The following is a 15,277-nucleotide window of genomic DNA, read 5'->3' as shown; positions in this document are numbered from 1 at the left end:
GACAGAAAGACCCTTTACCCATGCCCACCGTTGCTCCTCTTGACCTTGAAGGCCACGTCGTCGCGACGCATTTTCTGGGGGAAATCCCGCTCTTTGCCACCGCCTCTGGCAGCATTCACCGGCTGGATGGTGGCGAGAAGGTCATCGAGGCGCATCAGGGCCTGCTCACCTGCATCCGCGATCCGCACAGCGCGACGCTGCTCACCGGCGGTGAGGATGGCAAGGTGCTGCGCATCGGCCATGATGGCACGGTGACGGAGCTTGCCCATGTGCCGCGTAAATGGATCAGCGTTGTCGCAGGCGGCCCGCAAAACGCCATCGCTTACGGCGTCGGCAAGTCCAGCTTCGTGCGCCTGGGTGATGGTACGGTCAAGGAATTCAAGGAAGAGCGTACGGTCGAAGCCATCGCCTTTGCGCCCAAGGGTCTGCGCATCGCCGCCGCCCGCTACAATGGCGTCACCCTACATTGGGTGGCAAGCGCTGGCGATCCCATCGATCTCGACTGGAAGGGTGCCCATACCGGCGTCACCTTCTCCGCAGACGGCAAATTCCTCGTCACCACCATGCAGGAAAACGCCTTGCACGGCTGGAAGATGGAAGCCACCAAGGGCGGCATGGAAACACGCCACATGCGCATGACCGGATATCCCGCCAAGGTCAAATCCATCTCTTGGTCGCACAAGGGCAAGTGGCTCGCCTCATCCGGCGCACCTGCCGCCATCGTCTGGCCGTTCTCCGGCAAGGACGGCCCGATGGGCAAGGCCCCGCTGGAGCTCGGCACCCGCGCCAACATCATGGTCACCCATGTCGCGTTCCACCCGCTGGACGAAGTCCTGGCAGTCGGCTTTGCCGACGGCATGATCTTGGGCGTGCGCCTGGCCGACCAGAAGGAAGCGCTGCTCCGCCGCCCCGGCAAGGGTGCCATCACCTCCATGGACTGGAGCAACAACGGCAACCTGCTGGCCTTCGCTTCGGAAGCAGGCGACTGCGGCATTATCGATATTACGGCTTGACGGCTTCATGCTTTTGAATGGCGGCGTCGAAACGCCGCCATTCTTTCACCAGACCAGTTCCACCTGCGGGCGACCGTTCGATGTCCTCTGCATCGTGCGCCCGGTTGTATCAATGTTGCAGTGAACCCGTTGTCGAAAAGCGGAAAAGCTTTCGAACGTCACCACATCCACGGGATCGTCGAAATGCAGCGTCAGCCGGTAACGTTCCGGATCGCCGCCCAGCGACTGCACGCCCAGAACCGAACCGGTGAAGGGCTGTCCCAGGTAAAATCCGCTGACTCGGGAACCGAGCGTGTAGGGATTGAAGGGCGGGCGGTTGCCCACCGCCGCGTAGAGCGTGTTCCAGTCGCGGTAGCCGAATTGCACTGCAACCAGTTCCAGCGCGCGTGAATGGCTCATCGTCTGGCCTTCCTGCGCCAAACTCGCGCGCAGACGTTTTGCCTGATCTTTCAAGGTTTCTATGCTTGGTAATCGTATATCGTTCCGCATTACGGTTCTCCGGCACTGGCATGCGCATTTTCAGGAGGGGTCCGCATTGCCGCCGTATCACATGCCCAGAGGGGATGACCGTGACGGATAATTATGAGAGATTTCACCAAAGCCTTTGGGGCTTGCGGACGGCCGGGACTCTCGCCCGAAGCCATTCTTTAGCTGATCCGCCTTTTTCGGTCAAACGGTTGGTTGCCTTGGTCGATCTGTGCCCTTCACATAGAAAAAGGAGAGCCTTTCAGCTCTCCTCTCATCTGGCAATGAATGCGCCAGAACCCTCTTCGTCATCATCGGCCTTGCCGGGGACACAACCACTTTGACGGCAGGGACTCGTCAGGTGGTAGGGACAAGACAGAGCGTGCCGAGGTAGGCAGTGACGCGCTCCGTTGGCAGATAGAGTTAGCCTAGTGGCGACGCTTCTTCTTGTTATAACCGCGGTCGTTGTCATTGCCGCTGCCGATGGCATCGACCGATGTTCTGTTGCCATTGAGAATGCCGCTCAACAGGCCGGTCTTGTTGCCGTTCAGCAAACCGTTGCCGGACAGAATGTTGCCGACGCCAAGATCGACATTTGGCGATAGATTGATAAGGCCGCCCTTGTTGCTGTTGCCCGAAAGAAGGCCACCCAGCAGTCCGCCTGCATGGGCAGGAGCCATGGAAGCAACGGTAAGAACGATCGTGGCACATGCGATTTTCGTAAGCATTTGTCTCTCCTCTGATCTTTAAAACAACGCCGCTTGGCGTGAAGAGACAGTACAATTAGGATCACCTAATGCAAGCATATGCTAATGTTATAATAAACCGTTAATATTAACATTTTTAAATTGAATAAAATAAGCGCTAAAGCCATGCTTTCCGCTGACCGAACATGAACCGCCAACAATGCCCGTCAGTGGCGACAGGTTATTAACCATCTATCCATAAGATATCTCTCAATTAGATATCGGAGATGTTGATGATTCCTCGCATCGTTATCGCGTTGCTCGTCTACGGTGCTTGCGTTCAAAACGCCGGCGCGGACCCGCGCGTCACGTACAATGCGGAAACGAATTACGACACGAACTATTTCAACGACATCAACAAAATAGCGGTTCTCAGCCTGCGCACGAGCATCGGGGTCGAAGGCGACATCGAACGGGAAGGCACCAAATTCGGCTACTCCTTCAACCATCAGGAGGTTCGTGTCCCGCGTTATGGGTTCGCCAACGAACACAATAGCTGGGTGAATTTCACGCTATCGCGCAAAATCTCCGACAAGCTGGAGTGGAGCGCCCAGATGCGCGGCACACGAAGTGACGCGGGCGATATTTTTCTCAAGTTGCCGGATGAGGTCCTCGGCTATCGTCGCCTGGACCACAAGTTCGATGTCTCCACCACCGCCACGCTTGAAGCACTCGGCGGCAAGAATACGGTAACGGCCAGCTACACCAGCCTCATGAAAGGCAAGTTGCATTTCCGCCCCAGCTATTTCCTGCCTGCGCGGCTGGAAGCGAATGAGGCGCTCCTTGGCCTGAAAGCAGACCACATCCGCGCACTGGCCGGAGGTGAAGTGGGCGTGACAGTCGCCTACAACACCAGCCTGATACCTGACAGCCAGCAGCAACGCTATGGTCGCTTCCCCGCCACCAACCTTCGCGGCTCGCTCGCCTATGGCCGCAAATTCGGCAACAACCTCGCGGTTCTGATGGAAGCTGGCCTCACGACAATCTCGGGGAATGAGGTCGGCAATCAGGTCAAGCGCACCCGCCCTTACCTTCGCACTGAGGTCGAATGGGCGCTCAATGATCGGCTGTCCTTCGGCGCAGCCTTCTCGCAGGATTACGCGCTCTATGATCTGGATGATGCACTGGGCGAGTTTCAGCGCCGCTGGAAAGCGGTGATGAAAACCAAGCTCACCAAGACGCTGGGTTTCGACCTCTCGGTGGAAAGAACCCACAAGGAATGGATTTACTACGATGACAACAGCAGCGAACGTCGCGTTGTCGCCACGCTGGCGCTCGATACCGGCAAGAACCACAAGCTGGAGCTGGAATTCTCCCGCCTGCTGCACGATGAGCAGGATGACACCGCTGCCTATCGCGGCAGTGCCATATCTTCCCGCTTCAGCGGCAGTTTCTAACCGCCCCTAACCACGGTCGAGCAAACCGCGGAGATGTATCAGGAAAACTTACGTCCACTGGCGACCAGCATACCGGCAGCGCCATCCAGCCAACCCTTTTTCAGCTCCAGAGCCAGAAAGCGCGAACGCTCGAACGGGCCTGGCATGACGAGATGCTGGGTGTGGCTGGCGAAGAAGCCGAAGCGCTCGTAGTAAGGCGCATCACCCACCAGCAGGACGGCACCGTGATCGCGCTTGGCGGCTTCGGCAATGGCAGCGCGCATCAAGGCGGAGCCGATGCCCTTGCCTTCATGGGCGCAATCCACGGCAAGCGGTCCCAACAGCAGGGCAGATACGGGGCGGCCTTCGCGGGTTACGCCTGCCTGCACATTCCACAGACGAACGGTGCCGATGACGTGGCCATCTTCATCACGGGCGACCAGAGCCAGACCTTCGGCAGGCACGCGGCCTGCGCGCAGCTTTTCCGACGACTTGCGACGACGGCCCGGACCCATGACGCGGTCGAGCAGATTTTCACGGGCAACGACGTCACCCGGATTTTCAGCGTCGATATGAAATGTCTGCGGTGTGAAGAAAGCACGTACAGAATTGAGAACAGCGGCCATCTCGGCCTCCCGTCACCAAGCCGCCCACGAAAGCGGCACCCTAAAATGAAAGCATGTCGCGCAAAGGCGTCGAGCGGTTTTGCGATAACGACATGCGATAAATAATGTGAAACCGTTCCGGCCCGCCAGACCACGCCTTTCCTCGGCTGGACAGAGGTGCGGCAAGCAGGGTTTGCGCCTAAGCGCGGATGGCAAAGCCGGAACGGGAGGATCCTAGAGACTGTCGCCTGCCCCCAGACAGGCGTCACTCATTCAGATCACATAGGACTTCAGCGGCTCGAAACCGTTGAATGCGACCGCCGAATAGGTGGTCGTGTAAGCGCCTGTGCCTTCGATGAGAACATCGTCGCCGATGGTCAGAGAGACCGGCAGCGGGTACATGTTCTTCTCATACAGCACGTCGGCGCTGTCGCAGGTCGGGCCAGCCAGAACGCAAAGCTCCATCGCATCGTCGTCGCGCTCGGTGCGGATCGGGTAGCGAATCGCTTCGTCCATGGTTTCGGCCAGACCACCGAACTTGCCGATATCCAGGAACACCCAGCGGTGGTTGTCGTTGTCGGACTTGCGCGAAACAAGAACGACTTCCGCCTTGATGACACCGGCATTACCGACCATGCCGCGGCCTGGCTCGATAATGGTCTTCGGAATCTGATTGCCGAAGTGCTTGCGCAGCGCCGTGTCGATGGCATGGCCATATTCTTCGGCAGCAGGCACGTCACGCAGGTACTTCGTCGGGAAGCCACCGCCCATGTTGACCATCTGCAGGTGGATGCCCTGCTTGGCCAGCGAAGCGAAAACGCGCTTTGCATCGCCAAGAGCCGCGTCCCATGCGTCGAGGTTCATCATCTGCGAACCGACGTGGAAGGAAACGCCGTAGGACTCCAGACCCATCTGATGGGCATAGACGAGAACATCGACAGCCATCTGCGGTACGCAGCCGAACTTGCGCGACAGCGGCCATTCGGCACCTTCACCATCGGTCAGAACGCGGCAGAATACGCGGGCGCCAGGCGCTGCACGGGCAACCTTCTCCACTTCTTCATGGCTATCCACGGCGAAGAGATCAATGCCCAGCGCAAATGCGCGCGCAACATCGCGTTCCTTCTTGATGGTGTTGCCGTAGGAGATACGGTCGGATGTCGCACCGGCGTCGAGTGCCATCTGGATTTCAGCCACGGAGGCGCAATCGAAGTTGGAACCCATGCTGGCCAGCAGCTTGAGAATTTCAGGAGCCGGGTTTGCCTTGACGGCATAATAGATCGCACTGTTTGGCAGAGCGTGGCGGAACGCATGGAAATTGTCGCGCACAACGTCAAGGTCGACCACCAGGCAAGGGCCTTCGGGGCGGCGGGTCTTGATGAAGTCAATGATGCGTGCAGTCGTCATCGTTGTATTCCCTAAAATGTTCCGACCCCGGAAAATTCCGGAGGACAAAGGGCGCTCAAGATATGCAGAACGATCCGCTGGTGGAGACGCAGAATCATTCGCATACGCTCAAGGCGCAAATATGAACAACGCCCTGCCAGGAGCATTATTCGGCTTTGTCTGCCATGGGATTGGAGGGAATCATACCCAACCGCACTTACGGCAATGATGGTGTGCCTCTTTAGTACCCCGGCTGATGGAAAGCCGGCAGAGAACCAGAAAGGCCCGCACCGTCGTTGCTTCGTATGTCCTCGCATTTCCCGGTTGGCCGGAATAGCGACTGGAGGGGTTAATTCCAGGTACCTTACCAAACTCCTCACCACATCGAGGGTCCGGCGGACACACATGGGCACGTGCGACTTTGGGCAAACGGGAGATAAGAATATTCGCTGTAACAATCAAGGGAATTTTTCATCATAATGCGGATTTTTTCGGCACTCGATTTTATTCTTGAACGATAGCGCTCACACGTTCAAGAATATGGAACAAATAGGAGCCGTATATGGACACTCTCACCCGCATCAGGGCCTTTATCGACGTCGTCGAAGCGGAGGGTTTTTCCGCCGCCGCCCGCAAGACCGGGCGTTCCAAGGCGCTTTTGTCCAAATATGTCCGTGAACTGGAAGACGATCTCGGCGCACTGCTTCTCAACCGCACCACGCGCCAGTTTTCCATGACCGAAGCCGGTCACACCTATTACCGCACCGCCGCCGATATCCTCAAGGAAATCGATAACCTTGCCGATCTCGTGCGCGAGAACAACGCCGATCTCAAAGGCAAGCTGCGCATCTCCGTGCCGCGCACCTTCATCGACGCGGAAATTGGCCAGAGCCTGATCGACTTTGCCAAGGAAAACCCGGAACTGGTTCTAGAAATCGTCGCTGAAGACCGGTTCGTGGACCTGATCGAGGAAAGTTTCGACCTGGCTGTGCGAATCACCAAGCTGGAAGATTCCGGTATGATCGCCAGGAAGCTGGCCGACTTTCGCGTTTATGCGGTGGCAACCCCTGAATTCGTGGACCGTTACGGCCCGCTGAATTCACCGCAGGATCTGGCCAAGGTGCCCTGCATTGTTGATACGAACTCCCGCTTCCACAACCACATCCGCTATTTCGAACCCGGCGGCGGCACCAATTCCGTGGCGATTACCGGCCCTATCGAGGTCAACAGCCCGATGGCCACGCTGCGTGCCGCCCGCACCGGCCTCGGCGTGGCCATCGTGCCTGATTTCATCGCCAAACCGCACATTCTCTCAGGCGAACTCGTGACCCTGTTCGATGACTATATTTCCCGCGATCGCGGCATCTACGCGGTCTATCCGCACCGGCGTTACCTGCCCGCCAAGGTGCGCAGCTTCGTGGACTATCTGTCGAACTGGTTCAAGAATTACGGATGAGTTCGCAGCACATCGTCGGCCAAGCCGAAATTCGGTCCCATTTTCCGGTAGAATCACAAACCAGATTGAAGCGTCGAGACAGACAGGCATCCATGAAAAACGTGATCGTACCACTGGCTGCATGCCTGTCCGCCTGTCTTGCGCCGTTCAGCGCCATGGCGCATCCGCATATATTTGCCGAGGCGCGGATGGAAATCATCGAAGGCGCGGACGGCAATATCGCCGAAGTGCGCAACATCTGGCGCTTCGATGAGATGTTTTCCGCAAGCGTGGTGCTGGACTATGACAAGAACAGCGATGCCAAGCTCGACAAGGACGAACTGGCTGAAATCGGCACCACGGTGCATGAATCGCTTGCCGAGTTTTCCTATTACACCTTCGTCACCGTCAACGGAAAACCGGTCGATCTTGGCAAGCCCGATACCATCCATGTCGATTACAAAGACGGTCAGGTGCTGATGTTCTTTTCCCTGAAGCCGCAAAAGCCGCTCCCGGTAAAAGGCACGCTGACCTTCGGAGCATGGGACCCGACGCTCTACACGGCAATAGACTTCGCCAAGGACACCGACATCGTGGTCAAGGGCACGCATCTGGCGGCCTGCAAACACAAGGTCGTGCGGCCCGACCCGGATGAAATCATCTCCCAAAACCAGAACAATCTGACCGACGCCTTCTTCAACGATCCCACCGGCACCGACATGACCAAGCTGTTTGCGACGCGACTGGAGCTGTCATGCTGAGGATAGTCAGTGCGTTGTGCTCCCCATTGTCAGGCAGCGCCAACGGCCACCCCCCTCTGCCCTGCCGGGCATCTCCCCCTCAAGGGGGGAGATCAGCAAGAAGCGCGCCCCTCGCTTCATCTTCAACCTTTGAGATGGGCAAGTGGGTCGCCGCAGGTCGATCTCCCCACCTGTGGGGGAGATGCCCGGCAGGGCAGAGGGGGGCAAGCCACGGGCACCAAGGTCTCATGGGTTCTTCACCGACCGACCCGAAACAGTTCACCAGCGCTCGCTTTCTTCTCATTCTTTGCGCCATCTTCCTCGCCACCCTGTCCACCGCCCACGCCCAGTCGCCACTCGGCATCGGCTCGGCAGAACCCTCCATCTCCATCGGTGGACCGCTCGCGCCCCTTTTCCAGTGGATCAATGTCCACCAGCAAACCTTCTACCGCGCCCTCACCGGTGCACTGAAAGCCATGCGGGAAGACCCATGGGCGCTGACGTCGCTGATCGGCCTGTCCTTTGCCTATGGCGTGTTCCACGCCGCAGGCCCCGGCCACGGCAAGGCGGTCATCTCGTCCTATATGATTGCCAACGAAACGCAGCTAAGACGCGGCATCGTCATCTCCTTCATCTCGGCCATCTTACAAGGCGCGGTCGCCATCGCACTGGTCGGCGCTGCCTATCTGGTGCTGCGCGGCACCTCCATCACCATGACCAAGGCGACGCAGGCAATGGAAATCGCCAGCTTCGCCATGGTCGCCCTGTTTGGCGCATGGTTGCTGTTCCGCAAGCTGCGCAGCCTCATGGTGAAGGTCGAACCCGCACCGGCGCTTGAGCTTGCCGGCCCCTCGCCCGTCACCCTTAGCCCGCCAAGAACAGGAATGGGCAGCGGCCTTCGCTTCCAAGGCAAGCCCGTCTTCGCAGATCACGCCCAGAGCGGCACTGGCGACCTCTGCACCACCTGCGGCAACGCCCACGCGCCAGACCCATCCATGCTGCGCGCGAAAGATTTCAGCCTGCATGAAGCATGGTCGGCCATCATCGCCGTTGGCCTGCGCCCCTGCTCCGGTGCCATCATCGTCATGAGCTTTTCCGTGCTGAATGGCCTGCTGCTCGGCGGCATCCTCTCCGTGCTCGCCATGTCCATCGGCACCGCCATCACCGTTTCACTCCTCGCCTGCCTCGCCGTCAAAGCCAAAGACATCGCCGTCCGCTTCGCCGGCATCGGCAGCACAAAGGCATCACGCATCACCCACGGCATAGAGATCGCCGGCGCTGTGTTCGTCCTACTGGTGGGGTTGGGGTTGCTGGGTGCATCGTTGCAGGTTTGAGGCAAACACTCAAATTACATCCGGTCGCATGAAGGCGCTGACGTTGCCGATGCCGCTCTCTGTGAGCTTTTCGGAAAGAGCGATGCGCTCATTAGCACCGTTGGCACGGATATAGTCCAGTTCGGCAGCCGTGATGACAGTGATCGGGATGATCCTCACGGGTGAAAGCGGCATATCGGTTATCTCTGTACCAAAATTCTGTTTCGGCGCACCGATCAGAATGCCGATGCAATCATCGTCGGTAATGAAGCGCTTCGGCACCTGCGTCTGGACGGCATGGGACTGGCTGACGCCTGGAACTTCAACCGACAGCACGGTGTAGCGATCCAACTGCTCATTGATGCCGCCAGCACCAGCTACAGTGCCCGCAACATTCTGGATGATCTCGAATGCCCAGCTTTTGCCGATGCTGGCTATGTCCCCAGCCTGCCCGGCATGGTCAGGATAGACATCGGGCGTCTCGATAAACAGCTCCAGCTCGAAACCATTTTCGCCGCCTGATACACCGCGAAAAGGGTCTGACAGCCCGTCCGTGGCGATGATCATCGTGTTTTTGCGACGCACCACCCGATAGGCCTGGCGTGTCGTCGGCCACTCCGGGCCGCCGGTCAGGGATGGGCTGATCAGGTGAGTCAGCACATCGGTCTCGACCTGCCCAACCGCTTCCCAGAACTGATCGCGCTTGAGGCAGCTTTCCTGGAAAAAATGTTCGTCCCACTGCTCTTCTTCCGCAGCGGTTAGCTCCGTCTCAACGACATCTTGATTGGACGCTTTATTGTCTTCTTTCGGACGAAACAAACCGGCGATGAATTTGAACAGAGCCATGGATGTCCTTTCGGAAAAGCTTTTGCGCGCCCTAGGGATTGCGCCGCTGATACCGGGCCCGCAGCCAGAAGATCAAAAAGAAAGCCAGCACCGCAACCGTATCGAAGGCCGCAGCGGCCCAGACGGAATAATGGTTTGCCAGCCACAGCGTAATCGTCGGCATGATGTAGAACAACACGCCAAAGCCGATGAGGATGGCGATGGCGGCGATGATGGCCGAGCTGCTGGTCTTGCCGGTCATGCTGTAATCCCTGCGCGAATGTCTTCGAGCTTCTGCTTCTGAACACCTTCGTCGCCAAAATTATCCGGTGAAAGCCACGCTTCGAAAGACTGCCGTATCACCGGCCATTCACTATCGATCATGGAGAACCAAGCCGTATCGCGGTTGGCACCCTTGGAGATCATGTGTTGGCGAAACACGCCCTCGAACATGAAGCCGTAGCGCTTGGCCGTGGCTTTGGATGCCTCGTTTTCATTGTGGCATTTCCACTCATAACGACGGTAACCGAGATCATCGAACACATGTCGTGCCATCAGATAATGCGCTTCGGTGGACAGAGGCGACCGCTTCATTTTCACCCCATGGGCGACGGAGCCCACCTCCACCACGCCGTTTTTCGGGTCCGGCCGCATATAGCTGGCCATGCCCACAACCTCGCCGCTGACATTTTCGATGAACACCAGCGTCACCCAGCCAAATCCCGCCTGCGCGCCTTCGATCCAGTCGCCAAAGGCCTGCGAATGCATAAACCCATCCTGCGGGAAATATTTCAGCAGATCGTTGATTCCGAGCCCGCCAAGCGCATCCCAGAGCTTCTCCAGATGCGTTGCGCGATCGAACGGAGCGGCAGTAACGAACCGACCTTCGAGCGTTACCGGCTGCGGTGCCGGACATCCTTTGAACTGGCTGAGATCGCGCATTCTTATCCCCGTGAAATGACGGAAAAGATGTACGGTAGGTGGTTGGTAAAGACAACAGTGGATTGTGTTGAGGTTGGAGGGTGTCGCTCACCCCCCTCTGCCCTGCCGGGCATCTCCCCCTCAGGTGGGGAGATCAGCTGGGCGTGCTAACATCGCTTCAATCTCAACATCAGAGGCGGTCGAGGGGTTGCCGCGATTCGATCTCCCCACCTGTGGGGGAGATGTCCGGCAGGACAGAGGGGGGTAAGCCACACCCTCCACCACCGACGACCTGACGCCATCAAACCTTGGCAGCAGAAACCGTCGCCTCGATATGCTCCACCAGCGCATCCGGCAAACCAAGACGGCCCGCCAGCAGATCCAGATACCCGCGCTCGGCGCGGCTGTCGGGCTCGATGGTCAGGCGGGACGCGGTGTAGAGTTCCACCTTCTGCTCTTCGGTCTTGGCAGCGGCCACCAGCGCGTTGATATCCAGCGGATCGGCCAGTTCCTTTTCGATGAAGGCACCTGCTTCGCTATCCAGCTCGGAGACCTGCACCTTTTCCATGATACGGGCGCGCTCGGCCTCGTCTATGTGACCGTCGGCCTTGGCGGCGGCGATCATGGCCTGCACCAGGATCAGCGCGAAATTGTTGGAGAGCGTTTCAGACTGCGGGTGAAAGGGGGAGTCCACCGGTGGTGGCAACAGTGCCTGGGTCGGCTGCGGTTGCTGCACGGCCTCTGGCTTCTGGCCGGACTGATAATTCTTGTAGGCGAGATAGCCCAGACCGGCGATGGCGGCGATGCCACCAACCGCTGCGGCATTACCCGCCAGCTTGCGACCGGTTTTGGTGCCGAAGATGGCGGCGGCGATGGCACCGGCCTTCATCGGGTTGTTCTTCGCAATCTGGGTGGCCTGTCCGGCCCGGTCCCGCACGCTTCCCGACAGGCCCGGTACGTTGGAGCCCAAAAACTGGTCTAGAAGCTTTTTCGCGTCGAACATTCAAATCTCCTGTTTTGTTCAATATCAAAACAGGAGATAGTGAGTGCGAAGACGAATACAAATGGCTGTAACGTTCACGCAGTCGTGAACGTCAACCCTCAGCCGCGCAGCGCTGCCGCTTCGGCTGCAAGCTTGGTGATACCCGCCCAGTCACCGGCCGCGATGAGTTCCTTCGGCGCAACCCACGAGCCGCCAACGCAGACGACGTTCGGCAAAGCCAGATAATCCTTGGCGTTCTTCAGCGAAACGCTGCCCGTGGGGCAGAACACGACGTCTGCCAGCGGTGAGGACAAAGCCTTCAGATACGGTGCTCCACCGGCCTGTTCGGCGGGGAAGAATTTCAAAACCTTGTAGCCCTTGTCACGCAGATGCATGACTTCGCTGGCGGTTGCGGCACCCGGTAGCAGCGGAACCTTGGAACCCTTGGCCGCTTCCAGAACGCTCTTGTTCACGCCGGGGCTGACGATGAAGGTCGAACCTGCCTTGACGGCGGCTTCGAAATCCTTGGCATTGAGAATGGTGCCAGCGCCCACATGCGCGCCTTCGACTTCGTCCGCCACAGCGCGGATCGCATCCAGCGCTGCCGGAGTGCGCATGGTGATTTCGATGGCCTTCAAGCCACCTTCGACCAGCGCGCGGGCCAAAGGCACGGCGGATGCGACGTCTTCGACAATCAGAACAGGCACAACCGGCTGGAGTTTCAGGATGGAAAGCAGCTTTTCGGAATCCTGGGCCATGATGGTGTCTCCTCTATTGAATCGATTGAATTGCGCATTCAATTACCGCGCCAAGCCTGACCTGTCGAGGCAAAACGAAATATTTCAGTTTCATTACTTTTTCATGACAGTTGCATAGGTTACGGTGGCCGAAATCAGGCAGGTTGTTGAATGGCAAAAGAAATCGAACGCAAGTTTCTGGTCGCAGATGAGAGCTGGCGCGACCAGACCGCGTCACGCACGCCGTTCCGGCAAGGCTACATCGTCTCTTTGCAAGACCGATCCGTGCGGGTGCGCATCAAAGGCGATGACAGCGCAACCCTGACCATCAAGATCGGCACCAACAGCCTTGTGCGCGACGAATATGAATATGACATTCCCGTCGCCGATGCCGAGGAATTGCTGACCACCGCCACCGGCATCATCATCGAAAAAATCCGCCACACAGTGGAGCATCAGGGTTTCATCTGGGAAATCGACGTCTTCGACGGTCTCTACAAGGGCCTCGTCGTCGCGGAAGTGGAGTTGAAAGCAGAGACCGACCAGCCCGACTTGCCAACATGGCTGGGCCCGGAAGTCACAGGTGACCCGCGTTTTTCAAACCAGCATCTGGCAACAGACGATTTGCGTGCAGAGTTGAGCCATGTCATTCCAGATTAATCCTGCAAAACCTTTTTCGGATGAACTGAAACGGGTCGGACTGGAGCTGATCGATGACGCCATTTCCGGCTTGTCACAGCAACCCGATGGTCCCCATGCCGCCGTGCACGACGCGCGCAAGAAATTCAAGCGGCTGCGCGCCCTCTACCGCTTCACGCAAGCCGAAAATCCGGCGTTCCGAACCACCGAAAACCTGCGTTTTCGCGATATTGCCCGCTCGCTGTCCCAGGCCCGCGAGGCCGCTGCCCTTGTGGAAACCATCCATTACCTCCAGGATTTCACCAACACGGATGCGCAGCGCGCTGCCCTCACCAGCGCCCACGACACCTTGGCAAAACGGCGTGACGCGATAACCGGTGACGATGGCGACTTGCACATCCGCATCGCAGCCACGATTGCCGAATGTGAAAATGGCAGGCGCGCCCTCAAGCAGCTCTCCTTGCCGGAAAGCCAGAAAGTGGCTGTGAAACTGGTGAGGGCCACGTGGCGCAAGCAGCGCAAACGGGCGCTCGAAGCTCTCAAGGCCTGCCACGAACAAGCCCATGACGAAGCCTTCCACGACCTGCGAAAGAGCGGACAGGTCTACTGGATGCATCTGGCCCTCATGCGGCGGGTCTGGCCATCGGCCATGCGGGCCAAGAAAATCCACGCCAAAGAGTTGGTCGATCTTCTGGGCCACGAACATGATCTTTCCGTGCTGGCAACCTTTGCGACACAGGAGCCGGAAAGCTTTGCCAACGACGAAACACTGAGTGTGCTGCGCGATGCGATCACCCATCGTCAGCAGGCGCTGCGTCAGGAGTGTCTCGATCTTGCCGACCGGGTGTTTGCCGAATCCGCCAAGAGTGAGAGCAGGATCATCAGCCTTTTGTGGGACCATGCTGCGGGCTAGGTCATGGGACGCGTGTTCAAAACTTCACCGCAAGCCGCGCGCCTCAGCGAAATATGATTGCGCAAAAGCACATCTGGCTGTATTTCAGCCGCCATGACCGACACCTCCACCCTACCCCGCCCGGAAGCCGCCGGTGATTTTCTCGTGGCTGCGCTGTATCATTTTGCCCGCTTTGCGCGGTTTGAAAGCGTGCGCGAGCCGCTGTTTACGCTGTGCCAGCAAAATGGCGTCAAAGGCACGCTGCTTCTGGCCGCAGAAGGCATCAACGGCACCATTGCCGGAACGGATGCGGGCGTCGGCAACGTGCTCTCTTTCCTGCGCGCCCAGCCGGAATTCTCTGGCCTAGAGCATAAGGAAAGCCGCGCTTCCAAAATGCCTTTCGTGCGCATGAAGGTGAAGCTGAAGCAGGAAATCGTCACCATGGGCGTGCCGGATATCGATCCGAACCAGATCGTCGGCACCTATGTCGATCCGAAGGACTGGAACGAGCTGATCTCGGACCCCGATACGATCCTCATCGATACCCGCAACGATTACGAGACCGCCATCGGCCTGTTCAAGGGCGCGGTCGATCCGCAGACCAAGACGTTCCGCGAGTTTCCAGACTGGGTGAAGAACAATCCCGGCCTGCACAACAAGCCCAAGATCGCCATGTACTGCACCGGCGGCATTCGCTGCGAAAAGGCCACCGCCTTCATGAAGGATCAGGGCTTTGACGAGGTCTACCACCTCAAGGGCGGCATTCTGAAATATCTGGAAGAAGTGCCGGAAGAAGAAAGCCTGTGGGAAGGTGCCTGCTTCGTGTTCGATGAGCGCGTGTCGGTCGTCCACGGCCTGGCCGAAGGCGACCACAAACTCTGCCACGCCTGCCGCAACCCGATTACGCCAGAAGTACGCCTCTCGCCGAAGTTCGAGGAAGGCGTCTCCTGCCCCAGCTGCTACGACGACCGCACCGAAGAAGACCGCCAACGCTTCCGCAACCGCCAGAAACAGATCGATCTGGCGAAGATGCGGGGTGAGAAGCATATTGGGCGATAGGCTTCTCCGCCACCGCCTCCTATCCGTCGTCTCCTACCTTTCTGCCGTCTCCGCCCTCTCCACCCTCTCCGCCGTCATCCTCGGGCTTGACCCGAGGATCTGACCACGTTGGATGTTGGGGTTCGTTAGATCCTCGGGTCAAG

At 58.5% G+C, this 15,277-nt stretch carries 17 protein-coding genes; 8 read left to right on the top strand and 9 right to left on the bottom strand.

The window, feature by feature from the left end:
• The first annotated feature begins 20 nt into the window (after positions 1-20).
• A complete protein-coding gene (locus tag DSM25558_RS21200) occupies positions 21-1,013 on the top strand; it encodes a WD40 repeat domain-containing protein (RefSeq protein ID WP_077106668.1) in 993 nt (330 codons plus the stop codon).
• Positions 1,014-1,058: 45 nt separating this feature from the next.
• On the opposite strand, the gene DSM25558_RS21195 is transcribed toward DSM25558_RS21200, so the two are convergent.
• Together DSM25558_RS21195 and DSM25558_RS21190 are read right to left on the bottom strand one after the other, a co-directional pair.
• A complete protein-coding gene (locus tag DSM25558_RS21195) occupies positions 1,059-1,502 on the bottom strand; it encodes a glyoxalase superfamily protein (RefSeq protein ID WP_077106667.1) in 444 nt (147 codons plus the stop codon).
• 404 nt (positions 1,503-1,906) lie between these two features.
• The gene (locus DSM25558_RS21190; RefSeq protein ID WP_077106666.1) at positions 1,907-2,206 is read right to left on the bottom strand and encodes a hypothetical protein; all 300 of its coding nucleotides are present in this window, start codon (positions 2,204-2,206) and stop codon (positions 1,907-1,909) included.
• A 251-nt stretch (positions 2,207-2,457) separates the two neighbouring features.
• On the opposite strand from DSM25558_RS21190, the gene DSM25558_RS21185 reads away from it, so the two are divergent.
• Positions 2,458-3,621 carry a hypothetical protein gene (locus tag DSM25558_RS21185; protein ID WP_143240193.1) on the top strand — a complete coding sequence of 388 codons (1,164 nt, stop codon included), beginning with the start codon at positions 2,458-2,460 and terminating at the stop codon, positions 3,619-3,621.
• 38 nt (positions 3,622-3,659) lie between these two features.
• On the opposite strand, the gene DSM25558_RS21180 is transcribed toward DSM25558_RS21185, so the two are convergent.
• Together DSM25558_RS21180 and odc2 are read right to left on the bottom strand one after the other, a co-directional pair.
• Positions 3,660-4,226, bottom strand: a complete 567-nt coding sequence (locus DSM25558_RS21180; protein WP_077106664.1) for a GNAT family N-acetyltransferase — start codon at positions 4,224-4,226, stop codon at positions 3,660-3,662.
• 252 nt (positions 4,227-4,478) lie between these two features.
• Positions 4,479-5,612 (bottom strand): ornithine/lysine decarboxylase, encoded by a 1,134-nt coding sequence (gene odc2, locus DSM25558_RS21175; protein WP_077106663.1) that lies wholly within the window; start codon positions 5,610-5,612, stop codon positions 4,479-4,481.
• 541 nt (positions 5,613-6,153) lie between these two features.
• Here odc2 and DSM25558_RS21170 point away from each other — a divergent pair.
• From DSM25558_RS21170 to DSM25558_RS21155, 3 genes are all read left to right on the top strand, one after another.
• A complete protein-coding gene (locus DSM25558_RS21170) occupies positions 6,154-7,047 on the top strand; it encodes a LysR family transcriptional regulator (RefSeq protein ID WP_077106662.1) in 894 nt (297 codons plus the stop codon).
• A gap of 92 nt (positions 7,048-7,139) precedes the next feature.
• The gene (locus DSM25558_RS21165) at positions 7,140-7,787 is read left to right on the top strand and encodes a DUF1007 family protein (protein WP_077106698.1); all 648 of its coding nucleotides are present in this window, start codon (positions 7,140-7,142) and stop codon (positions 7,785-7,787) included.
• A 227-nt stretch (positions 7,788-8,014) separates the two neighbouring features.
• On the top strand, positions 8,015-9,100 hold the full coding sequence (locus DSM25558_RS21155; RefSeq protein WP_083716603.1) for a nickel/cobalt transporter: 1,086 nt from the start codon (positions 8,015-8,017) through the stop codon (positions 9,098-9,100).
• A gap of 9 nt (positions 9,101-9,109) precedes the next feature.
• Here the strand turns inward: DSM25558_RS21155 and DSM25558_RS21150 are convergent, their stop codons facing one another.
• The 5 genes from DSM25558_RS21150 to DSM25558_RS21125 all read right to left on the bottom strand — a co-directional run bounded on the left by DSM25558_RS21150 (position 9,110) and on the right by DSM25558_RS21125 (position 12,565).
• The gene (locus DSM25558_RS21150) at positions 9,110-9,925 is read right to left on the bottom strand and encodes a suppressor of fused domain protein (RefSeq protein WP_077106660.1); all 816 of its coding nucleotides are present in this window, start codon (positions 9,923-9,925) and stop codon (positions 9,110-9,112) included.
• A 31-nt stretch (positions 9,926-9,956) separates the two neighbouring features.
• Positions 9,957-10,166 carry a hypothetical protein gene (locus tag DSM25558_RS21145; protein WP_077106659.1) on the bottom strand — a complete coding sequence of 70 codons (210 nt, stop codon included), beginning with the start codon at positions 10,164-10,166 and terminating at the stop codon, positions 9,957-9,959.
• On the bottom strand, positions 10,163-10,846 hold the full coding sequence (locus DSM25558_RS21140; protein ID WP_077106658.1) for a GNAT family N-acetyltransferase: 684 nt from the start codon (positions 10,844-10,846) through the stop codon (positions 10,163-10,165). Before DSM25558_RS21140 ends, DSM25558_RS21145 begins: the two co-directional genes overlap by 4 nt.
• 280 nt (positions 10,847-11,126) lie before the next feature.
• A complete protein-coding gene (locus DSM25558_RS21130; protein WP_077106656.1) occupies positions 11,127-11,828 on the bottom strand; it encodes a tellurite resistance TerB family protein in 702 nt (233 codons plus the stop codon).
• Positions 11,829-11,926: 98 nt separating this feature from the next.
• Positions 11,927-12,565 (bottom strand): 2-dehydro-3-deoxy-phosphogluconate aldolase, encoded by a 639-nt coding sequence (locus DSM25558_RS21125; RefSeq protein ID WP_077106655.1) that lies wholly within the window; start codon positions 12,563-12,565, stop codon positions 11,927-11,929.
• A 150-nt stretch (positions 12,566-12,715) separates the two neighbouring features.
• Between DSM25558_RS21125 and DSM25558_RS21120 the strand changes: the two genes are divergently transcribed.
• The 3 genes from DSM25558_RS21120 to DSM25558_RS21110 all read left to right on the top strand — a co-directional run bounded on the left by DSM25558_RS21120 (position 12,716) and on the right by DSM25558_RS21110 (position 15,134).
• Positions 12,716-13,204, top strand: a complete 489-nt coding sequence (locus DSM25558_RS21120; RefSeq protein ID WP_077106654.1) for a CYTH domain-containing protein — start codon at positions 12,716-12,718, stop codon at positions 13,202-13,204.
• Positions 13,188-14,096 (top strand): CHAD domain-containing protein, encoded by a 909-nt coding sequence (locus tag DSM25558_RS21115; protein ID WP_077106653.1) that lies wholly within the window; start codon positions 13,188-13,190, stop codon positions 14,094-14,096. The genes DSM25558_RS21120 and DSM25558_RS21115 overlap by 17 nt, the downstream gene beginning before the upstream one ends.
• 93 nt (positions 14,097-14,189) lie before the next feature.
• Complete coding sequence (locus DSM25558_RS21110) at positions 14,190-15,134, top strand: oxygen-dependent tRNA uridine(34) hydroxylase TrhO (RefSeq protein ID WP_077106652.1); 945 nt, start codon at positions 14,190-14,192, stop codon at positions 15,132-15,134.
• Positions 15,135-15,277: the final 143 nt, after the last annotated feature.

It is taken from the genome of Agrobacterium sp. DSM 25558 (assembly GCF_900100825.1).
Taxonomy (GTDB): domain Bacteria; phylum Pseudomonadota; class Alphaproteobacteria; order Rhizobiales; family Rhizobiaceae; genus Agrobacterium.
The sequence above is the reverse complement of the archived record's forward strand: the minus strand, read 5'-3'. Positions and strand labels throughout refer to the sequence as shown.